The following is a 21,459-nucleotide window of genomic DNA, read 5'->3' on the forward strand; positions in this document are numbered from 1 at the left end:
GAATCATTGACTGGCGTCAACTCATCGGGACTCTCTCGTTTGCCGCCTTCCTGCAACTCGAATTATTTAGGGTATATTTCGATTAATAGCAACATTCATTAAAGTCGAGCCATCGCCCCACCATTAGCAAAATATGCTTTGATACCGGCAAATATAGATTCGGCCACTTGCTGCTGAAAATGGCTGGTTCGTAACTTTCGCTCTTCTTCCAAATTGCTGATAAACGCCGTTTCAACCAAAATTGATGGGATATCAGGTGCTTTCAATACAGCAAAGCCCGCTTGATCAACACGATTTTTGTGCAGCTTATTAATTTTCCCCATGCGGTTGAGCACTTCTTTACCAAATTTCAGACTGTCATTAATCGTTGCGGTTTGCAGCAAATCAATCATGGTATGGTCAAGATAGCGATCACCACTTTTGCTAACCCCACCAATCTGGTCGGCCTCATTCTGTGTTTGCGCTAAAAAACGCGCAGCAGTACTGGTTGCCCCTTTAGTCGATAACGCAAAGACAGAGGAACCTCTGGCTGCCTGACTGGTAAAGGCATCGGCATGAATCGAAATGAATAAATCCGCACGCAGCTTGCGGGCTTTCGCCACCCGAACTTTTAATGGAATAAAGACATCTTCATTACGCGTCATAAATACCCGCATATTCGATTCTTTCTTAATCAGTGCCTGCAACCGCCGGGCAATTTGCAGCACAATATCTTTCTCACGGGTTTTATTTCGCCCAATCGCTCCTGGGTCTTCCCCACCATGTCCTGGGTCTAGCATGATAACAATCGGCCTGTCCCGTCCTGCTTTACCTGCTTTGGGGGCTTCTGCGGGCAAAGTGCGCTCCACATTACCTTTATTGTAATCTTCCAATAGTGCCAGTAACGGGTCATCCTCTGCCGAGGTTTTCCCTTCTTGCGGATAGAGATCCACCACCAGACGATTTTTGAATTCGGCAAAAGGTTTAAGAGTAAAAAGTTGCGGGCTAATACTTTGCTTCAGCTCCAAGACCAGGCGAACCGTATTCTTATCAAACTGCCCAACCCGTGCCTGCTTAAGGTAAGGGTCACCGGACTGAACTTGCTTAGTCATCTCTTTCAATGCGCTATTGAGATGCACGCCTTCAATATCAACCACGATTCGATCCGGATTCGTTAGTGCAAATTGACGATACTTAAGCGGTGTATTGGACTCCAACGTGACTCGGGTATAGGTTGAAGAGGGCCAAATTCTGACGGCGATAATATGGGAAGAAGCAGCAAATCCAACCCGGCTGACACTCAGTAGCCAGGTCGCGGCGGCACCTTGTAGTAGACGCCGACGCCCAGAATTATGATTTGAATCTGCCATGTAACTCCAAAGTAACTACCAAAAAATGAATAAAAATCGAACAAAAAAAATTCACGAGGAAAAACTTTAACGAATCGCTCCCACGCTGTCATCAGAAAAACATTTTTATGTTATTCAATTTATTAATACACATGTGCCATACATATGCATTTAATAGCAATTTCGTGCTTGCCATCTTGGTCAAAAAAGAATAAAAATACAAAAATATCGAATAAAAATTCAAAGAGGGTCTGCCGTGAAGGAACGTAGTACTGAACTGGTCCAGGGATTTCGCCACTCAGTTCCCTATATCAACGCGCACCGCGGCAAGACATTTGTTGTCATGCTGGGTGGCGAGGCGATTGAGCATGAAAACTTTTCTAATATCGTCAACGATATAGGCTTGTTGCATAGCCTTGGGATCAGGCTGGTCGTGGTATATGGTGCCCGGCCACAAATAGACAGTAATCTGGCACAGCATCACTACGAACCTATTTATCACAAGCATACCCGAGTCACTGATGCCCGTACGTTAGAAATGGTTAAGCAAGCGGCGGGTTTATTGCAGTTGGATATTACTGCAAGATTATCGATGAGTTTGAATAATACTCCGCTTCAGGGCGCGCATATTAATGTGGTCAGCGGTAACTTTATTATTGCTCAGCCGTTGGGTGTGGATGATGGTGTTGATTATTGCCATAGCGGTCGTATTCGCCGGATCGATGAAGAGGCTATTCATCGCCAATTGGACAATGGCGCTATTGTGTTGCTGGGGCCAGTGGCAGTATCAGTGACCGGCGAGAGCTTTAATTTGACCTCTGAAGAAGTTGCAACTCAATTAGCTATCAAACTGAAAGCTGAGAAAATGATCGGTTTCTGTTCATCGCAAGGGGTGACGGATAGCGAAGGTAATATTATTTCAGAACTGTTCCCAAATGATGCTCAAAAACGGATTGAAGAGCTGGAACAAGAAGGTGATTACAACTCAGGAACAGTACGTTTTCTGCGTGGGGCAGTGAAAGCATGCCGCAGCGGAGTACGCCGGAGTCATTTACTGAGTTATCAGGAAGATGGCGCTCTGGTACAAGAACTGTTCTCTCGTGATGGTATCGGCACCCAGATTGTCATGGAGAGTGCAGAACAAGTTCGTCGTGCGACCATTAATGATATTGGTGGCATATTAGAGCTGATTCGCCCACTGGAGCAGCAAGGTATTTTAGTGCGCCGTTCACGCGAACAGCTTGAGATGGAAATAGATAAATTCACCATTATAGAACGAGATAATCTGACTATTGCCTGTGCTGCACTTTACCCTTTCCCCGAAGAGCAAATTGGTGAAATGGCTTGTGTCGCGGTACATCCGGATTATCGCAGCTCCTCCCGTGGTGAAATGTTGTTAAAACGGGTAGCGAATCAGGCGCGGCAGATGGGGCTTAAAAAGCTGTTTGTGTTGACCACCCGCAGCATCCACTGGTTCCAGGAACGCGGTTTTACTCCCGCAGAGGTTGAGGTGTTACCAATTCAGAAGCAGGAATTGTATAACTATCAGCGCCGTTCAAAGATTCTATTGGCCGATTTGTAATCTGAAGGGGCATTTGCCCCTTCGATATTTTCACTTCAATTGATTCAAACGATCAACCAATCCGCTCACACGAAGTGTAGGGGTACGTATCGCATGACTTAATACTGTATCGCTGCAATACAGCGTCAAGCGCTGCCGTGCGCGGGTAATCGCGGTATAGACCAATTCTCGAGTTAACACTGGCATGAACGTATTGGGCAGAACCAATGCAGTATGCTCAAACTCCGACCCTTGAGATTTATGCACGGTCATCGCATAAGCAGTTTCATGGCTGGGAAGACGACTCGGCTGCACCGATTTGATATTGCCGTCAGGTAATTGGAAATGCACCCGCAGCTCACCTTCAGGATCAGGTAAAGCAATACCAATATCGCCATTGAATAAACCGAGCGCACTGTCATTAAGCCCTATCATCACCGGCCTGCCAACATACCAACGCCCCGACGGCCCTGGCGTTCGCTCTATTAATCGCTTGCGATGCAATAGTTGTTCGATCCGCTCATTTAAGCCACTGACACCAAATGGCCCAGCGCGTAATGCGCATAACAGTTGATAGCGGCCAAATGCAGCAAGTACGTCCACAGCTTGAGCACCTGCTGCTACCAGTTCAAGATAGTGCTGATAACCAGCTGCACAGTCCTCCAGCAATACCTGATAATCATCGGAATCTGCCAGAGAAAAGCGCTCGATATCCGAATATGTACCGTTAAAGACAGCTAACGCATCACGATATCTCCCGGCATTAACCGCTAAAGCAAGTTGCCCGATACCGGACTTTTCATCGAAACGGTAGCTTTTACGCAGCAAACACAAACTATCACGGACATTGACGGTATCTGTCTCCACCTCACCTATTGGGATGTTTCCCACCAATGTGCATCCCGTTAAGCGAGTTAACTGTTCAGCCCTTGGCTCGCTGTAACCCAACTCAGCAAAGCGACATATATCACCCAGTACTGCCCCCGCCTCTACCGAAGCCAATTGGTCACGGTCACCGAGAAAAATCACCTGAGCTTTGGCGGGTAATGCCGCAATGAGCCGTGCCATCATGGGTAAATCCACCATTGATGCTTCATCAACCACCAGCACATCAAGGTTTAGCGGGTTACCACGGTGATACCGTAAGCGCTGGCTGTTGGGTTGTGCACCTAACAAACGGTGCAATGTGGATGCTTGGTCTGGGAATAACTTGCGTTCATCGTCAGTCAGTGAGAGTTGGCGAATGGCGTTCCCCAGTGATTCAGTCAACCGTGCGGCAGCTTTACCGGTTGGAGCGGCAAGCTGGATACGTAAACGCTGCCCTTGGCTAAGTTGTATCAGCGCAGTCAATAGCTTGGCTACCGTCGTCGTTTTCCCCGTCCCTGGACCACCGGAAATCACGGAAATACGGCGGGTAGCCGCTACCGCAGCGGCCACTTTTTGCCAGTCGACCTCATTTTCTGCCGGCCCAAATAGGCGATCAAGCGTATCTCTTAATAATGTTTCGTTGACGTCTCTGGTTTCGCTGCCGTCACTGATTTCGTTGATAAGAGACGCCATATTGTCACTGGCAATAAAGCGCACTACATCACCTTCGTATTGCCACATCCGTTGTAAATACAAACGGTCATTTTGCAACACTAAAGGGGTGGGCTGCGAACCATCACTGACTGCCGGAGAACTATTGAGTTTTTGTATCCAATGTAATTGATCTGGCGCACCGACAGCCTGCCACAGTGCTTGTGATAGCGCTGGCTGTCGGCCACCAAACAGTTGATCTGGCTGCAAATAACTCAATGGTAGACACACGTGCCCGGCACCAGCTTCAGCACTGAGAACAGCGGCTGCCAGTTGCAACATGGGATCATCATCACCGGCTATCATCCGCGAGAACTGGACATCCAGTGGCCGTAGTAAGTGGTCACGAACCGCTTGATCCAGTAACGTCATCATATTGATGTGCCCTCACCGGCTATCGCCATACCACTGTTGTCACTTATATGCGGCCCTACTTCACGACCACTGAATAAACAGTCCATTCTCTCGATGAGTTCTCGTTCTGGGCGGCAGCTAAAAATACCGTTCCCTGGGTGTTGTTTATCAACACCACGCAGGAAGAGATAAATGACACCACCAAAGTCGCGCTGATAGTCATAATGACCCAATCGATGGCGCAAATAGCGGTGTAATGCCAGAGTATAAAGCTGATATTGCAAATCATAACGATGATCAGCCATGGCTTGGGTCATAGCATCTTGGGTATAGGCACTGCTGTCCTCACCCAACCAGTTGGATTTGTAATCCAGTAAGTAATATTTGCCTTGCCAGCAGAAAACCAGATCAATAAACCCTTTCAACATTCCTCTGACTTGCTGAAAATCCAGCACCGGGCACTGGCGAGAGAGTGGGTCATAGTGCTTGATTAAGGTATCTAGCTCACGGGCTTGCAGCAAAGTGTCTATTGGCAAATAAAATTGCAACTCGGCTTGCTTGCTCTGTGGCGTCAATTGCGCCAATGTCACACCGGTTTCATTCAGAGGAGTTTGTACAATGTCAGTTAGCCACTGATACAACATAGATGACCACTGCTCACCAAAACCTTGTTGCTGTAACTGTTCTGTCAGCCAGTCTTGTTCAATCGGCTGGCTGAAATCCAGAGGTTCAAGTAAATCATGCAAAAAAGTACCGGGTGCCGCACCTCGGGGAAAAGTATGAGGGGTTAACTGAGGCTCAGTTATTAATACCTGCTCGCCAACAGCGTCAGTATCCAACCGCGGTAATAACTCCTGTAATGGCACACTCAGCGCCTGTGAGGCTACGCTTTTACTCGAACCATGCTGTTGTAGGCCGGAATAGCTGGTGACCCGCCAAAAATCGTGTATTTGGCGACTAAACTGTCGAGCAGCAAGGGCTGGCAACTCATCCTGCTGCGGCTGCCAAGGTGTCTCATCCAGTTGCCCGGCTTGTGAAACAGAAATCTCTCCATCTGCCAGCGCCGCCAACTCTGCCAATTTATCAGCAAGATACTGTGCATCTCCCGCCTGGCCTTGTTGCACCAGATAACCTAACGCGCTGAGATGCATATCACTTTCACCTTGTTTCTTTCGCCCACCTTTAATTAGCGGAGCAATACCTATGCTGCAATGATAAACCGCACGGGTAAGTGCTACGTATAATAGCCGTAAGTCCTCAGCCAGACGTTCTTCCTCCGCCAAAGCCTGACTCTCTTCATCGGCATTCAGGTCAAGTAATGCTTCAAAGCTATGGCGATCATGGTAAAGCACGTCCTGCTGCTGACGGAAATTGCCAACAAAAGGTAACCAAACTAGCGGGTATTCCAATCCTTTGGATTTATGGATAGTAATGACTTGCACCAAATGGCGATCACTTTCTAAACGAAGTTGCTGATTATCAGACTGATGATTCGGTTGTGCTATTTGTTGTGCCAGCCAACGGATTAGTGCGTGCTCACTATCAAGCTGTGCTGCTGCTTCTTGCAATAACTCCCCTAGGTGCAGCAAATCTGTCAGCCGCCGCTCCCCCCCCTGAGTCGCCAGCAGATTCTCAGCTAAATGGCGCTGAGCCATAATCTCCCGCAGCATCGGGAGCACCCCACGGCGCTGCCAGTGTTGGCGATATCCATCGAACTCATCAACCAAACTATCCCACGCCCGCTCATCGTGATTCAACTCATCCAACATTCGCGCATCCAGCCCCAATATGCCGGTCGCCATAGCGCTACGTAATGTCCGCTCCTGCTCGGGAGCTAAAACAGCCTGTAATAGCCATAGCAAATCTTTGGCCTCTGCGGTATCAAATACGCTGTCACGATTGGAGAGATACACGGATGGGATAGCCAATGTACTCAGGGCATCGCGCACCAGTGCTGCCTCAGCCCGGCTCCGCACCAATATGGTGATATCTGATGCCTGAACCGGCCTTGAACTTGTGGCTGTCACTAATTGCGCCAGGCCTTTTTGCCCAGCAGTAAGCCAGTCTCGGATTTGGACGGCACATTGCCGAGCCATTAACTGTTGGTACTCACTAACCCCTACACCTTCCCCAGGCTGCAACCAGAAAGACATAGCGGGCTGTTTTTTCCCTTTTACTTCAAATGATAAATGTTTGTTTTTTTGTGCAGGTGCCACATTTATAAAGGGAATTTGTTTAAACAAAAAAGGAACATCGACCAGACTAAAAAGCCGGTTAACTGATTGCACCATTGGGAAGGATGAGCGCCAGTTAGTCTCTAATGTGTAGTGGGCACTTACTTCTGAGCGAGCACGAATATAAGTAAAAATGTCTGCACCACGGAAAGCATAAATAGCCTGCTTAGGGTCACCAATCAGCAATAGGCCACACTCTTCCTGCCCACCATAAAGTGTGTGGAAAATTCGGTATTGTTGCGGGTCGGTATCTTGAAACTCATCAATCATTGCTACGGGATAACGAGTGCGAATGGATTGAGCCAACAATTCTCCGCCAGGTTGTTGCAATGCCGCATCCAGTTTACTGAGTAGGTCATCAAACCCCAGCTCTGCCCTCTGACGTTTTTCTTGCTGCACAGAGACTCGTATCTCGCTGATAGCTCGGGCTAAAATCAGATCTCTAAGTGTCAGAGGTTGTTCGAATATACGGTCTATAGCATGAAAAACATCGTGCTGGGGAGCCTCACCCTTTTTGGTTTTTTCAAATAATACTGATTGGCGGAATTTCTCTAATTCTTTAGGCAACTGATAATCGCCGGTTTCTTGCTCAGCCCAACTACCGACTTTTTCCAACCAGTTAGGTAAATATCGAGCACTGTAGCTGCGTTTATCAACACCAGACCCACTAATCAACGCCTCTAATTCTGGAGCCGCAGCGCGCCATTGCGCCTTAACTGCATCAATTTGGGCCACTATATGCTGATGTCGACTGAGTATCGTTTCATCATCACCAGGCGCTTGTCGAAATTTTGGCGTTTCACCTTGTAAGTAAGCAGAAAGATCTTTAAGTAATGCCTCTGGCCCGCTCCACTCCTGGCTAACCGCTCTGGCAATAGTCAGCGGGAGCGGATAGCAATGACGCCGCCAGAAATCGGCGCAAGCCTGCCTACGTAATGGCAGTTCATCTTGCACCAAGGTTTGTTCGAATAAGATACCCGACTCAAAGGCATTGTTAGCCAACATTCGCTGACAAAAACCGTGAATAGTATAAATTGCCGCTTCATCCATCTGGCGCTCAGCTGCAAGTAATTGTGCTGCAGCCTCACTCAAATCAATAATTTCAGCTAATAAAGACCGATGCATTGGGTCATCACTGACTCCCCGAACGCAGGCGATACGCAACTCATGAATATTGTCACGAATTCGCCCTCTCAACTCCTCAGTTGCTGCTTCGGTAAAAGTCACCACCAGGATTTCCTCGACCATTAAGGGGCGACGAAACGCCGCTTCCCCGCCTAAGCCAAGCAACAATCTGAGATAAAGAACCCCAATGGTAAAAGTCTTACCAGTACCGGCAGAGGCTTCAATTAGCCTCTCGCCATACAAAGGGAGCGTTAGCGGTTCTAGCCGCTGGGGAGTCATTGATGTCATGGAGCCAATACCTTCTGCGGTAAGGTTGCTTGCAAGGCTGACGTTGTTGGATAAGTCGTCCATCCTTTAAGCACTGCATACCCGCCCTCAGTTTGCCCCAGCCCTTTAACCTGAGAAAGCAGTGCCAGACCTTGTGGTTTGATCACCGCTTGCTGGAAGAAATCTGCCAATGCCGTGTTCGTCAACAACTTCACCTGAGCGATCATTTTCTCACGGCTATTAAAGGCAAAATTATTGCGATTAAAATCATTGCTGTATCGGCTGGCTTCTTCATCCAGCGTTTGTGGGCGTTGCAGTAATTGGTTGATTAGCGCTTGTTTATATTGTTCAAAATCAGCCGGTTTCATTTCCCTCAGCCGCTTCTCCGCTTCTGGATAGAACGCAAGATAGCGCTGATAAAGATAATCAGGCTGTTTGCTATTACTTTGCAGTAAGAAACCTAAGCCCCATTGACGACCAACTGACATTGGGAAGGCAAATACCGCGTAACCGAGTTGCTCTGCTGTGCGCAGTTGATCATAGAACCACGGCTGAACAATTTGCCCCAACAAAGCGCTGTAAGCCATACCCTCAATTTCGCTATAACCCGTCGGCACATAGACGGCGGCCAGCGCAGCATCAGAACTGCTACCCAGCCGTTCCATATTGGCAAGCTGTGCTTTATCAACAACAACATCCTCACCAGTCCACCAGGTTGTTCCAGTCAAACTGAGTTGTTTTTTCAATGACTCGGCCAGAGATGTCACTTGCTCGGTAGTCATATTGCCTACTGCTAAGACTTCTACCGCAGACTGCTTGAGCAGGTCATCGCGATAAGTCACAACATCTTGCACGCTGATGCTGTCCAGCAATTTACGTCGCTCGCTGCGTTCTGCATAAGGGACATGAGACAGTAACTTCGCTGGCTGAATAGCCAATTCATAAGCCTTACCCTTCTCGGCGACTTCCAATTGCTCACGATACCAAGACTTAGCTTGCGCCAACCCCTCTTTTGTTGGCGTGAAACTGGAATAACCTTCAACCAAAGAAGTCAGCAATTGCGGCATCCGCTGAGTGAAGCCATTTGCACTGACATACAAGCCATTATTCGGCGATGTTGAGAAGCTGATCCCACCGATTGAGGCCTGATAACTCAGCTCATCCAGTGACAGCCCAGCCAGATAGTCAGTCAAAGCAAAAAGAACCTGATGACGGGCGGTGTCCAGAGCATGTGGATTACGGAAAGCAACGGAGATATCGGCTTTCGGTTCATCAGCAAAATACTGACTTGGCATATAGAATACCCGCAGCCCTGGTTGTTCAGCCACTTTCTGTGGTCGGGTGATATTTTTATCCGCTTTGATTAAAGAGAAGTTATCCGGAATATAGGGGTTAAGGGCCGGTAAACTCAGCGTGATATCTTTCCCCAATTTATGCCACTCATGCATCTCTTGCGGGCTGATTTTGTTGACCTGATAAGGAGCATCAACAAAATAAGCGACTTTGTTATGAGGTTCTTCTGGGCTAACAAACCAGATACGGGCATTTTCCGGTGTCATTTCAGCCAGTCGCGCAGCAATGGCTTTCGGATCATACTTATCAGCCAGATAAGGAGCATCAAGCACATGCTCGACAGGCACCCGCAGCATCATATCCACCAGCCACTCGATGTAATCCATATCCCGCGTGATTGAGGGATAGCGGAAATCCAGATTTAATACATGGGCGATTTCATCAAAATAACTCTTTTTAATGCCATCTTTGTGCAGCATGTTGATGTAATCAAAAATGGCCGCTACCACGACATCCCGATTAGCCAGGCCTTTATCGGTAAGGGATACTGAAATGGAGAATACGCCGCCATTTCTATCTACCATCGGGTCAGCACCAGCACTGATTGCATCAGCCAACCCTTGTTTTTGTAACCAATCAGACAAGGTGTCTTTGCTGCGATTCCCTATCAAATAACTGATATAGGTGTCTGTTTTACTGCGAAATTCTGCACTGTTATTTTCAATACGGAACTCGACTTTCAACTGTTTACGCGGTTGAGCTGGCACATAGTGAATAATAATACCGGTTTGCTCTGGTGTGACCGCAGGTACTGTAATCGGTGGTACTTTTGCATCCCGATTCGGAATTCGACCAAAGGTATCAGCAGCTAATTGTGCTAATTGCTCCAAAGATTGATTGCTATACAGTACCCCCACCATCAGATTGGCCGAGTAGTAGCGATGATAGAAACTCAGAAGCTCATCATGTAATTTACCATCTGGCTTATCTTTAAGTGTGTCCAGATTGCCACCGGAGAAACGCGCGCTGGGATGAGCTGGATTAAGTGTTTCCGCATTCACCTGCGCCATCCGCATGCCATCGCGTGAGCGAGCCATCGTCAATTCTGCATTCACCGCATTACGTTCACGGTCGGCATTAATAGGGTCTAACAACGGCTCTGCAATAGCATCAGCCAAACGGTCAACCGCCGGGGCTAATGCATCATTTTCAATTTCAAGATAATAAGCAGTTCGATATGAAGCCGTGCTCGCATTATGGCTGCCGCCATGCTTTTTCAAGAATTCAGAGAAGCTACCTGGCTCAGGAAAACGCTTAGACCCCATCAGTAACATATGTTCTAAATAATGGGCTAAACCCAGTTGGTTATTAGGATCTTCCAGTGATCCAACAGGCAATGCCAAAGCAGCCAAGGATTTCGGTGCTTGTTCATCAGAGACCAACAACACTGTCATACCATTAGGCAATTTTATTGCCTGATATTTACGCAGGTCATGTTCACTTTTGTGAATAACTTCTGCCAGTGGTTGCCATGCAGGAGTGTCAGCCCAACTCAATGGAGCCAGCAAACCTAATAAGAAAAATATGCCAATGATGCGGGCAAACTGTTTATGCATTCCGTTTCTCCCCTAACCCCTTAAAATTGCCGCTAAAACATATATCCGGCTTCTGGTATTCAATCTGCACTAAAATCTGGTTTGGTCATGCACAGCTATCACGCCTTATTATGGCGAGCTATTGGTAATAAATAACGTTCAGTTTCGTTTAATATCGTGTCGAGATGTTGGTTATCCATCAGGCGGAATACCCTTTGTATATAGTTATCCTCACCTTCTCCGGCAATCCGTTGGTCACCTTGCCAAACCTGTAAAAGTTTCATTCGGGCTTTGGTTTGTGTTTCTTCATCCCACAAAATTTGACCAGACTCGCTGTCAAAACACTGACTCAACCATGCCCAGCCACTTTTACTCAGTAATAGCAGAGGTTCGCACATACCTTGCTGATAACCACTGATTAACTGCTGTAAATATTGCCGTGCATCATCGCAATCCAGTGGAGCATAACGCCATGCGGTTCCTTTACGCCCATACATCCGGCTTTCACCCTCACCGCCTGCGGCGCAATACACCAAATGTTCAATCCACAATAAAAGCCCATCGACAGCCGTAAGTGCCGCTGGTCTCCAGCGAACTAAACCATCTTCCTGAATTTGATGCATCCATCCAGTCAGGGTGGTATCCCCAAACCCAATATTTAGCTCAATACTGTGGTTTTCTTTGCATTCAGCACGAATTTGTTCAGCTAATGGCAGCATTTCTTCTTGCTGACTTTCCCAGTAAAGCTCGCCGAAAGAACCATAAGGAAGATTGCCTGCCGCACGGGCTCGGGTGAAGACAGTATTGATATCACTTTCTTCTATCAATGCATTCAATAGTTGAGTATTAAACTGATAACGGTTGAGGTTATCCAAAGTAAAGGGCTCTTCATCGGGTAGCTCCGTTTCTTCAATAACGAAATTCACCCCCAACCGGAGTTGGAAAAATGCCCTCACAGGGTGACGATAGAAGCGGATTAATTCATCAAGAGTGATTTCAGGTAAGGGTTCTGGTGGCAGAGGCTGATTAAATTCTGGGTGCGCCGCCCCTCTGGACTCAGCAGCAGGTAACCATTCAGCGGCATAGCTTTGTAACTCACTATTTTGAGTAAAATTCTCTGCGGCAAACGGCATACGCGCATGCCAGCAGAGTAAATGTTGAATGACCCGTTTGGCACTGTCATCTGCACTGAGTTCTTCATCACCTGGCAAGTGATAACTTTGTGAAATGTATTCAATCAACTCACTAACCAGAACTGAAGGATAGCGCTTACTGTTGTCTTGAATTGAGCGCCCGATATAACTGATATAGAGCTGCTGCTGGGCGGAGAGTAATGCTTCGAGAAACAGATAGCGGTCGTCATCACGGCGGCTACGGTCACCGCGACGAACCTGTTTAGCCATCAAATCAAAACCTAACGGCGGTAGTGTTCGTGGGTAAACACCGTCATTCATCCCCAATAAGCACACCACTTTAAACGGGATAGAGCGCATCGGCATCAGCGTACAGAAATTGATTGGCCCCGCGAGGAAACGCTGGCTAATTCGTTCATTGTCCAGGCGCGAAGCCAGTTCATCTCGCAACAGATTCAGTGGCACGATATCCGGATATTGGGCAGCAATACCATAGCTGATAACCTTCTGCCATTGCTGCTCAATCAGGACCAGCACCGCTTCAGTATCATTATCGGGTTCAAAGAAGGTATCTAATAATTGACGGCATAATGGCAACCATTCACTGAGTGAACGAGATTCGCTTAATTGCTGTCGCCACTGGCTCAATTGCATCAACATATCTGCTAACTGCCCGGCAAGCTCAGCCGCTAAACCGCTGGATTCGTCATAGGGCAAAACCCCTTGCCAGTCACCGGCATTGCTGTCCATAGCATAACCCAGCAGCATACGAGTCAGGCCAAAATGCCAGGTATGCTGACCGGTTGCGGGCAGAGACAACTCACGCACATTGTCATCATCTAATCCCCAGCGGATACCTGACTCGCCAACCCATTGCCGTAAACGGCGCAATCCATCTTCGGTAATACCAAACTTATTGGCTAAAACAGGCACTTCCAGCAGGGCTAATACCTGCTCAGAAGTAAAACGGCTCTGGGGCAAATCAAGTAGAGAGATAAAAGCCTGAAGTGCGGGATGTGCCTGGCTAGCCTTGCGGTCTGAAATCGCAAATGGCAAATAGCGCTCCCCTGTAGTATTCCCAAATGTGGCCTGAATATAGGGGGTATAGCTGTCAATATCTGCGACCATGACAATAATGTCACGTGGAGTCAGTTCAGGGTCGGCCTCTAATAATCGCAGCAGATTATCTTGTAAGACTTCAACTTCGCGCTGAGGGCTGTGGCAGACGTGTATGCTTAGGGAGCGATCCCTGAGATCTAATACTCGCTTTTGGTGGCTATGCGCTAATGTCTCTGGTGTAGTGCCAATAATTGCGTGATCTTCAAGCTCCAGCATATCGTGTTGAATACCATGTAATAGGTTATCGGGTTCGATATCAACAAAAGCATGAACCTCTTGGATCTCATCAACTTGAGATAACAGATACATGTGGTCACGGCCAAGTCGCCCCCATGAGGCTAATAACGGGTTGCTAAGGTCTTGTTCACCATCAGCATTAAATAGTTGCTCCGCCTGCTCAGGGTCACGAAATAGCTTAACTTCCATCGACTCACGATAATGTCTGCGTTTGCGGCTTTGTAATTTCGCCAGAAAAGCATAATCCTGAATATCCCCCCAAAAATAACGGCATGGGTTAGTAAACATCAAATGGATATCGATGTGTTTGCCCAATGCTTGTAAGGCCTGTAAATAGATTGGGGGTAATGCGGATATACCACAGATGAATACTCGTTTGGGCAGCCCTGCTGGACAAACATCGGATTCGAGAAGTGTGCGGATAAAGCGCTGATAAAGATTGGCGCGGTGCCATTCCGGTTGTTCAAGTTGGCGGGTATAGCGCGTTAACTCAACCCATAGTAAAGATTGCCATTTCTGGGAATCATCCAATTTATCAACTAGTTGACCACACTCCCAACTCTCAAGCCATTCTGGACGGTACACCAGATATTGGTCAAACAGGTCAGCAACTCGTGCCGCAAGTTGGTGGATTTTACGCTTATCGCTATCGTCGCTTAAATAGCGTTTCATCGCAGAAAATACTGGATTTTCCAATAAATCCGGTAATAACCACATGAGTTTCCATGTCATGGCATCTTTGCTAAATGCGCTTTCTTTTGGGATTCCGGGTAACACACGGGTAAACATTTCCCAGATAAAGGTCGCCGGCAATGGAAACTCAATATTGGCTGCAATACTAAATTGTTGAGCCAATTGCATTTGTAGCCATTGAGCCATTCCAGGACTTTGCACCAGTACCACTTCTTGCTGAAAAGGGTTATCCAACGGTTCTCGTTCTATCAGCGCAGTTGTTAGCGCTTTGAGTAAATCTAATTGATTAGAATGATAAACCGTGAACATGATGACTCCCTTAAAGCACTATGGAGAATATCCATAAATGATTAAACCAGTTGATTATCACTTGTGGATAAATCCTGAGGTTTAATACTCTAGCTTGATAATGAATGAGCGCAATAGGTTATCGTCATTATCCTGTTTATAGCCATACGACTAACTACCCTCATCCGTATGACAAAACCAACGACTTAATTCTGCCTGCTGCTTCGGTTGTATTCTCAGGGTAAATGTAAACTCTGTGCACTCCCCATCAATTCGCTTTATAAACTGACGCTGTTGCCAGTGAGGTTTGATTCCAGAGATATGCGCCTTAGCTGGCTTATCACCACCACTGTCAATATGTTGATTAAGCAAAGACCACGCCTGACGTTGCTGCCATAAAGAAGAAAAACCCTGCAAAAGTACCTGATGGTATTGCAGCAATCCCAGCAGCGAGACTGAGAAAAAAAGGGCTGCAATCAAAGCCTCTGGCAGGCTAAATCCCTGTTGAAAATGGAACTTCCTACTTCCTTCTATATACTGTAGCGAGTCACGATACTTAACTAAATACAAAATTTCACATCCTTTTCTGGGCAAAAATCCAACCATCCATGAGCCACGTTCACTAACCGATATCGTCCTCTATTTCCTTGTTCTAAAATCAGTTTAGTTCGTTGGTAGAGCATCAAGGGCGGTTGAGATCCGAAAGACTTACTCTCTCCACGCAGGATAAAAAAACCAGCCAGCGATGACGGTCTAATACAGGCTTTTAAGCCATATTGTGGATGTTCATTGCAATGCCATACTGCCCCTATCTGCCACGGTAAGCTGAATGACCAAATCTGGTTCGCCCCCCAATTCAATGATGATGCCGCCTGATTAAAGGCACGCAAGTGGTGCTGTTCCTCTGCAGTAATTTTCTGAATATTATCCAATTGTCGATGTAAGGCTGACAACAGAAATAAGCCAAGCGCAAAAAGGGTAGCGATGGCTGCCAAAGTACTCGTCCCCCGCTGTTGCTCCAGCCTCATAAATTATTCCCACGAATGGTATAAGTCAGTTGACGGTGTATTGCCGGATTATCTTTTTTTTGTCCTGCTAATTGCACGCGATAAACCTGTTCAGTGGTGTGCTGCGGCAATCGGTTAACTGAAAAATGCATGATGGCGATCTCTTGTGGATCGAACAGCTTTTCCCAACCGTTGCCAGAACAATTCAGTGCTCCACGCTGGCCTTCCAATGCTTTATTACGCAGGCGATAACCAAAATATTCGGACTCCTGATGTTTCTCTCCTTCCCACCGGCCATTGCGGTTGAGATCATATGCAACAATCAAGCAAGAGTTTGCGGCCTCTCCTTGATATTGCCGTGTAGTTATGGCCTTTCCCTGGCACTCCCCGTGACAAAATCCCGCCCGCCGAAGATCCTTTTCCAGTGCGGCCATAATTTGGCTTAGCACCAGTTCCAGATGATAATGCTGCTGCAATATTGATATTTGCTTGTGTAATTGGGGGAAAACTTGTGTGGCGGCCATAACAATCATGCTGCCAACACTCAGTGCCAGCATCATTTCTGGCAGAGTAAAACCAGCCCTATATTTCTGCGAGAAATGATCAGGTACAGGGGCATCCATCTCCTTTACTATTTCTTGCATAAATTAATCCCAGCTATTGATTTTCCCTCACCACATAGCCGGATTCGCCCACGACTAGAGATAATTAGTCTGATACGTCCAGCAGGATTACTGAGCACAATATTTCCTGCCTGCGCCGTGTTTCTGAAGCCATAAAAACCAATGTCTTTATTTAAAGAAATCGTAATAGAAACATCAGGATAAGGTGGAGTAAATATTTCTCCCTCTAATAAGGAACAATCTACTGTTGGCTTATTACCACTGCCTAAACACCTCTGTTTGTCATACCGTATCCATAACAGTGTCGTGTTGTTACTGCGATTAGCCTTGGCCTGCAAATGTGTTAAAAAATCAAGTAACTGGCGAGCACTGTCCGCAAGCCTCTCCCGTTGTCGATAATGGTGCCAACTCTGTGCACCCCATACCGTCATAAGACCAGCTAAGGCAATGACTAATAACAGCTCAACAAGGCTGATACCTTTTTGTTTTTTAATAATATTTCCGCTGATAAAGCGCAGTTTATTGAGTCGTAGGTTGGTTTTCATGGTGTGAGTTTACGTCATGAAAAGTTGAGATCCAGCAGCGGTTAATTAAGGTTGGAAGTGGTACGCAAAATTTTATTTATAGCGACATAAATACTAATAAAGGTGCGGCGCACTTCGCAATTTTTTGCCAATAGACGTAGTAGATAAAATAAAAGGAGTGGCTATTAAAGGGGTTGTTGTAGGCTAAAAATTAGTGGTATATACCCTAAATAATTCGAGTTGCAGGAAGGCGGCAACTGAGATACAAATCGGTCGGGAACCGATTTGAACAGCATTTATGCTGCCCGCAGGGTGTGCCTCAGGGATGAGGCACATTCATCCCGATGAGCTTACACAAGTAAGTGATTCGGGTTATTGAACGTAGCCAACGCACATGCAGCTTGAAGTATGACGGGTATAAACCGGAGCCAAATGGCTCCGGTTTAACATCAGATAGCAATCGGGGCTTTGATACCAGGGTGAGGGTCATACCCTTCAATTTCAAAATCTTCGAAACGATAGTCAAACAATGAAGCAGGTTTACGTTTGATAATCAGTTTTGGCAGCGCCCGCGGTTCACGGCTTAATTGCAGGTGAGTTTGCTCAATATGGTTGCTGTATAAGTGCGTATCGCCCCCCGTCCAGACAAAATCACCTACAGCCAAATCACATTGCTGCGCCATCATATGTACCAGTAATGCATAGCTGGCAATGTTAAATGGTAAGCCGAGGAACACATCACAAGAGCGTTGATATAGCTGACAAGACAGCTTGCCATCAGCCACATAAAACTGGAAGAAAGCATGGCACGGTGCCAAAGCCATTTGATCCAACTCACCCACATTCCATGCAGAAACAATGATACGACGGGAGTTTGGGTCTTGCTTAAGCTGTTGCACTACCTTACTCAGTTGGTCAATCTGGCGGCCATCAGCAGCACCCCAAGCACGCCATTGCTTACCATAAACCGGGCCAAGATCACCGTTTTCATCCGCCCACTCATCCCAGATTGAGACGTTATTCTCCTTCAGATAACCAATATTGGTATCGCCGTTGAGGAACCATAACAACTCATGAATGATGGAACGCAAATGGCAGCGCTTGGTGGTTACCAGCGGGAAACCATCTTGTAAATTGAAACGCATCTGATGCCCAAAAATCGACAGCGTCCCAGTACCGGTGCGGTCATCTTTAGCAGTGCCTTCTTCCAGCACTTTTTTCATCAAATCCAGATACTGTTTCATGTTACCTCACGAAAGTTGTTGCGCAGGACGGCGATACGCCCAAATCATCATAATGATACCGGCCAGAATCATAGGTACAGAGAGGATCTGCCCCATGCTGATCACGCCGTCGAACAAGCCAAGCTGGGCATCAGGCTGGCGGAAACATTCCACAATAATTCGGAACGCGCCATAACCAATCAGGAACAGGCCTGAAACACTGCCCATAGGCCGTGGCTTGCGGATAAACAGGTTCAGGATGATAAACAGCACCACCCCTTCCAGAATCATTTCATATAATTGCGAAGGGTGGCGTGGCAATACACCGTATTGATTGAAGATTGCCTGCCACTTAGCAGGGTCTGCGGCAACAATCGCAATATCTTCGCCCCGAGAAGTCGGGAACAGCATCGCCCATGGAGTATCCGTGGTGACCCGACCCCACAGCTCGCCATTGATAAAGTTCCCCAAACGGCCAGCACCTAAGCCAAATGGAATCAGTGGCGCAATAAAATCAGCAACCTGGAAGAAATGGCGCTTGGTGCGGCGAGCAAACCACAGCATCACACAGATAACACCAATCAAACCGCCGTGGAATGACATGCCGCCATCCCATACCTTAAACAGGTACAGTGGATTATCGAGGAACAGCGGCAGGTTATAGAACAGAACATAACCAACACGACCACCGACAAACACTCCGAGGAAGCCGGCGTAAAGGAGATTTTCGACTTCTTCTTTGGTCCAGCCACTGCCCGGCTTATTGGCCCGACGAACCGCCAACCACATAGCGAAGACGAAGCCCACCAAGTACATCAGGCCATACCAATGCAGGGAAACCGGGCCAATTGAGAAAATGACCGGATCGAATTTAGGAAACGCCAGATAGCTATTGCTCATCTATCACCACGAAATGTCTCATATTTTGAGAGAGTTAATGTTCTTGCCCGGTTAGGGCTTCAGGTTGCGCATAATAGCATAGCCTGGGGGCACTCAGGGGAGCTACAGTAGGTAAAGTTCTGTAACATTACTTTCCGCCGCGAATCAAACCACCTAACCCTCTGCGCTCCATAAATGCCGCTGTGAGATGGCGTACATCCGTGGTCATTTGGGCGTTTAATACCCGCTCAGCCAAGGCTTGTGCATCCACTAAGTCGATATTGCGCAGCAAATATTTGATACGCGCCACACTGCGGCCATTCATACTGAGGTTGCGATACCCCAGCCCAACCAGCAGCAAAGCACCCATCGGGTCGCCAGCCATTTCACCACATAAACTCACTTGCAGGCCAGACTGTGTCGCCTGAGCTAAAATGTGACTCAGCACTTGTAGCATCGCCGGATGCAAACTGTCATACAGTGAAGCAACTCGTGTGTTATTACGGTCTACCGCCAGTAGATATTGCGTCAGATCGTTGGTGCCAACCGAGATAAAATCGACTCGCGATTTCAGATACGGCAGCATAAATATCATGGCTGGCACTTCAACCATCACACCCAGTTTGGGCTGTGGCAATTCGTAGCCCAAGACTTCCTGAACTTCACGGCCAGCACGATCAATCAAGCGTTTTGCCTCATCGACTTCTTCCAAGCTGGTGATCATCGGCAATAAAATACCCAGATTACCGGTTCCGGCATTGGCCCGAAGCATCGCTCTGACCTGGATCAAAAAGATCTCTGGCTGATCGAGCGTGACACGAATACCGCGCCAGCCCAGACAAGGGTTCTCTTCACTGATCGGCATATAAGGAAGCTGTTTATCCGCACCGATGTCCAGTGTTCTGAGTGTGACCGGTTTGTTCGGGTAAAGCTGTAACATGCCTTGATACTGTGCCACCTGCTCTTCCTCTGATGGGAAGCCACTTTGCAGCATAAAGGGAATCTCGGTGCGATAGAGGCCCACGCCATCCACTCGCCCACCCAGCAGTTGTTCATGTTCCGGGCTAAGGCCCGCATTGAGCATCACCTGGATCCGCTCACCACTTTTCAGCGCGGCGGGTTGCTCAACATCATCTTCAGCCAGCTTACTAAGTTCAATCTCTTCCGTGACCAGCCGTTGATATTCTTTGACCAGCACCGGCTCAGGATCAACCAGCACTTCGCCGCGATAACCATCAACAATCAGTAACCGCTGGTTCAGCAACGCAGGTTGAATATCTGCGCCCATTACCGTCGGGATCCCCATGGCGCGCACCAGAATGGCGGCATGGGAGTTAGCTGCACCATCCCGCACCACCACACCGGCGAGGCGATCTTGTGGTACTTCAGCCAATAATGTGGCGGTGAGCTCATCGGCAACCAGAATAAAACGCTCGGGCCACTGGCTGGCACCAGAAGTGCTGTCGTCGAGATGAAACAGCAAGCGCTGACCCAATGCCCGCAAATCACTGGCGCGCTCGCGCATATAGGTATCTTGCAAGCTGGCAAACTGCGCGGCAAATTGTTCGACGACTTGTTTAACCGCCCACTCCGCCACCGATCCGGCGTCAATTTGAGCGAAAAGTTCGCGCTTTAGGCGAGCATCATTAAGCAAGTGAGAATAGAGATCGAAAATCGCCGCGCTCTCTTTTTGTGAGCTGGCGGCAAAGCGCTTACTGAAGCGACGGAATTCGGCTGCGGCTTCCTCCAGCGCTTGTGTTAGGCGTTCACGCTCTTGGGCAGTATCGAGTGTCGAGGCCTCGTAAACCAAATCGAGGGAAGGCTGCGAAGTATCCTGCCAGCCCTCAGCAACCGCAACCCCCGGAGCCGCAGCGAGTGCGCGGATCCGCGTTTGTCGGTATTGGCCAAAAATGGCATTGAGTTGAGATTGAGAAAGAATGCCCGCCAGCTGTGTTGCCAGCGTGACCATGAACGACTCTTCGCTCTCATCAAACTGACGATGTTCACGTTGCTGAACCACCAGCACACCAAGCAATTGGCGACGATAAATAATAGGCACCCCGAGGAACGCCCGGAAGCGATCCTCTTTAACTTGGGGAACATATTTAAAACTGGGGTGGCTCTGTGCATCGGCCAGGTTAATAGGCTCAGCCAGGCGCCCTACCAACCCGACAATTCCTTCGTCAAAGGCTAGTGTAATGGTGCGACCACGGGGCTTTTTCAAACCCCGTGTTGCCATTAGGTAGTAACAACGGCGGTCATTATCTGCCAGATAAATCGAGCAAACTTCCGTGTCCATCGCCAGACAGGTTTCATTGACCAACAGCTCTAACGCATCCGTTAGGCTGGTTGCCATCGCCACTTTCTCAACTATTTCTCGCAAACGCGTGAGCATGAT

The 21,459-nt window shown here is 47.8% G+C and carries 13 protein-coding genes; 1 reads left to right on the forward strand and 12 read right to left on the reverse strand.

The window, feature by feature from the left end; genetic code table 11:
* Window positions 1–98 precede the first annotated feature (98 nt).
* The gene (amiC, locus tag FTB31_RS20125; protein WP_005173271.1) at window positions 99–1,349 is read right to left on the reverse strand and encodes an N-acetylmuramoyl-L-alanine amidase AmiC; all 1,251 of its coding nucleotides are present in this window, start codon (window positions 1,347–1,349) and stop codon (window positions 99–101) included.
* A gap of 235 nt (window positions 1,350–1,584) precedes the next feature.
* On the opposite strand from amiC, the gene argA reads away from it, so the two are divergent.
* Window positions 1,585–2,910, forward strand: coding sequence for an amino-acid N-acetyltransferase (argA, locus tag FTB31_RS20130; RefSeq protein ID WP_050078644.1), 1,326 nt, complete (start codon window positions 1,585–1,587; stop codon window positions 2,908–2,910).
* 30 nt (window positions 2,911–2,940) lie between these two features.
* On the opposite strand, the gene recD is transcribed toward argA, so the two are convergent.
* From recD to ptsP, 11 genes are all read right to left on the reverse strand, one after another.
* Window positions 2,941–4,839 (reverse strand): exodeoxyribonuclease V subunit alpha, encoded by a 1,899-nt coding sequence (gene recD, locus FTB31_RS20135; RefSeq protein ID WP_407084067.1) that lies wholly within the window; start codon window positions 4,837–4,839, stop codon window positions 2,941–2,943.
* Window positions 4,839–8,468, reverse strand: a complete 3,630-nt coding sequence (recB, locus tag FTB31_RS20140) for an exodeoxyribonuclease V subunit beta (RefSeq protein WP_077175351.1) — start codon at window positions 8,466–8,468, stop codon at window positions 4,839–4,841. The genes recD and recB overlap by 1 nt, the downstream gene beginning before the upstream one ends.
* Window positions 8,465–11,356, reverse strand: coding sequence for a pitrilysin (ptrA, locus tag FTB31_RS20145; RefSeq protein ID WP_227731725.1), 2,892 nt, complete (start codon window positions 11,354–11,356; stop codon window positions 8,465–8,467). The genes recB and ptrA overlap by 4 nt, the downstream gene beginning before the upstream one ends.
* A 98-nt stretch (window positions 11,357–11,454) precedes the next feature.
* Window positions 11,455–14,826 carry an exodeoxyribonuclease V subunit gamma gene (gene recC / locus FTB31_RS20150; protein WP_227731726.1) on the reverse strand — a complete coding sequence of 1,124 codons (3,372 nt, stop codon included), beginning with the start codon at window positions 14,824–14,826 and terminating at the stop codon, window positions 11,455–11,457.
* Window positions 14,827–14,976: 150 nt separating this feature from the next.
* Entirely contained in the window at window positions 14,977–15,339 is a 363-nt protein-coding gene (locus tag FTB31_RS20155) for a prepilin-type N-terminal cleavage/methylation domain-containing protein (RefSeq protein WP_227727343.1), read from the reverse strand.
* 26 nt (window positions 15,340–15,365) lie between these two features.
* Complete coding sequence (locus FTB31_RS20160) at window positions 15,366–15,833, reverse strand: YgdB family protein (protein ID WP_050078650.1); 468 nt, start codon at window positions 15,831–15,833, stop codon at window positions 15,366–15,368.
* Window positions 15,830–16,435 carry a prepilin peptidase-dependent protein gene (locus FTB31_RS20165; protein WP_227731752.1) on the reverse strand — a complete coding sequence of 202 codons (606 nt, stop codon included), beginning with the start codon at window positions 16,433–16,435 and terminating at the stop codon, window positions 15,830–15,832. The genes FTB31_RS20160 and FTB31_RS20165 overlap by 4 nt, the downstream gene beginning before the upstream one ends.
* An 8-nt stretch (window positions 16,436–16,443) precedes the next feature.
* Window positions 16,444–16,980, reverse strand: coding sequence for a prepilin peptidase-dependent protein (locus FTB31_RS20170; RefSeq protein ID WP_227731727.1), 537 nt, complete (start codon window positions 16,978–16,980; stop codon window positions 16,444–16,446).
* Window positions 16,981–17,408: 428 nt separating this feature from the next.
* Window positions 17,409–18,203, reverse strand: coding sequence for a thymidylate synthase (thyA, locus tag FTB31_RS20175; protein WP_050078654.1), 795 nt, complete (start codon window positions 18,201–18,203; stop codon window positions 17,409–17,411).
* A gap of 6 nt (window positions 18,204–18,209) precedes the next feature.
* The gene (gene lgt / locus FTB31_RS20180) at window positions 18,210–19,082 is read right to left on the reverse strand and encodes a prolipoprotein diacylglyceryl transferase (protein WP_011816984.1); all 873 of its coding nucleotides are present in this window, start codon (window positions 19,080–19,082) and stop codon (window positions 18,210–18,212) included.
* Window positions 19,083–19,209: 127 nt separating this feature from the next.
* The gene (ptsP, locus tag FTB31_RS20185) at window positions 19,210–21,456 is read right to left on the reverse strand and encodes a phosphoenolpyruvate--protein phosphotransferase (RefSeq protein WP_011816985.1); all 2,247 of its coding nucleotides are present in this window, start codon (window positions 21,454–21,456) and stop codon (window positions 19,210–19,212) included.
* Between the last annotated feature and the right edge of the window lie 3 nt (window positions 21,457–21,459).

The sequence above is a fragment of the Yersinia proxima genome, from assembly GCF_902170785.1.
In the GTDB taxonomy this organism is placed as follows: domain Bacteria; phylum Pseudomonadota; class Gammaproteobacteria; order Enterobacterales; family Enterobacteriaceae; genus Yersinia; species Yersinia proxima.

Excerpts from the sequence above, each read along its gene's own strand:
- amiC (WP_005173271.1), bottom strand. The coding sequence starts at position 1,349 with ATGGCAGATTCAAATCATAATTCTGGGCGTCGGCGTCTACTACAAGGT.
- recD (WP_407084067.1), bottom strand. The coding sequence starts at position 4,839 with ATGACGTTACTGGATCAAGCGGTTCGTGACCACTTACTACGGCCACTG.
- recB (WP_077175351.1), bottom strand. The coding sequence starts at position 8,468 with ATGACATCAATGACTCCCCAGCGGCTAGAACCGCTAACGCTCCCTTTG.
- ptrA (WP_227731725.1), bottom strand. The coding sequence starts at position 11,356 with ATGCATAAACAGTTTGCCCGCATCATTGGCATATTTTTCTTATTAGGT.
- recC (WP_227731726.1), bottom strand. The coding sequence starts at position 14,826 with ATGTTCACGGTTTATCATTCTAATCAATTAGATTTACTCAAAGCGCTA.
- FTB31_RS20160 (WP_050078650.1), bottom strand. The coding sequence starts at position 15,833 with ATGAGGCTGGAGCAACAGCGGGGGACGAGTACTTTGGCAGCCATCGCT.
- FTB31_RS20165 (WP_227731752.1), bottom strand. The coding sequence starts at position 16,435 with ATGGATGCCCCTGTACCTGATCATTTCTCGCAGAAATATAGGGCTGGT.
- FTB31_RS20170 (WP_227731727.1), bottom strand. The coding sequence starts at position 16,980 with ATGAAAACCAACCTACGACTCAATAAACTGCGCTTTATCAGCGGAAAT.
- thyA (WP_050078654.1), bottom strand. The coding sequence starts at position 18,203 with ATGAAACAGTATCTGGATTTGATGAAAAAAGTGCTGGAAGAAGGCACT.
- lgt (WP_011816984.1), bottom strand. The coding sequence starts at position 19,082 with ATGAGCAATAGCTATCTGGCGTTTCCTAAATTCGATCCGGTCATTTTC.
- ptsP (WP_011816985.1), bottom strand. The coding sequence starts at position 21,456 with ATGCTCACGCGTTTGCGAGAAATAGTTGAGAAAGTGGCGATGGCAACC.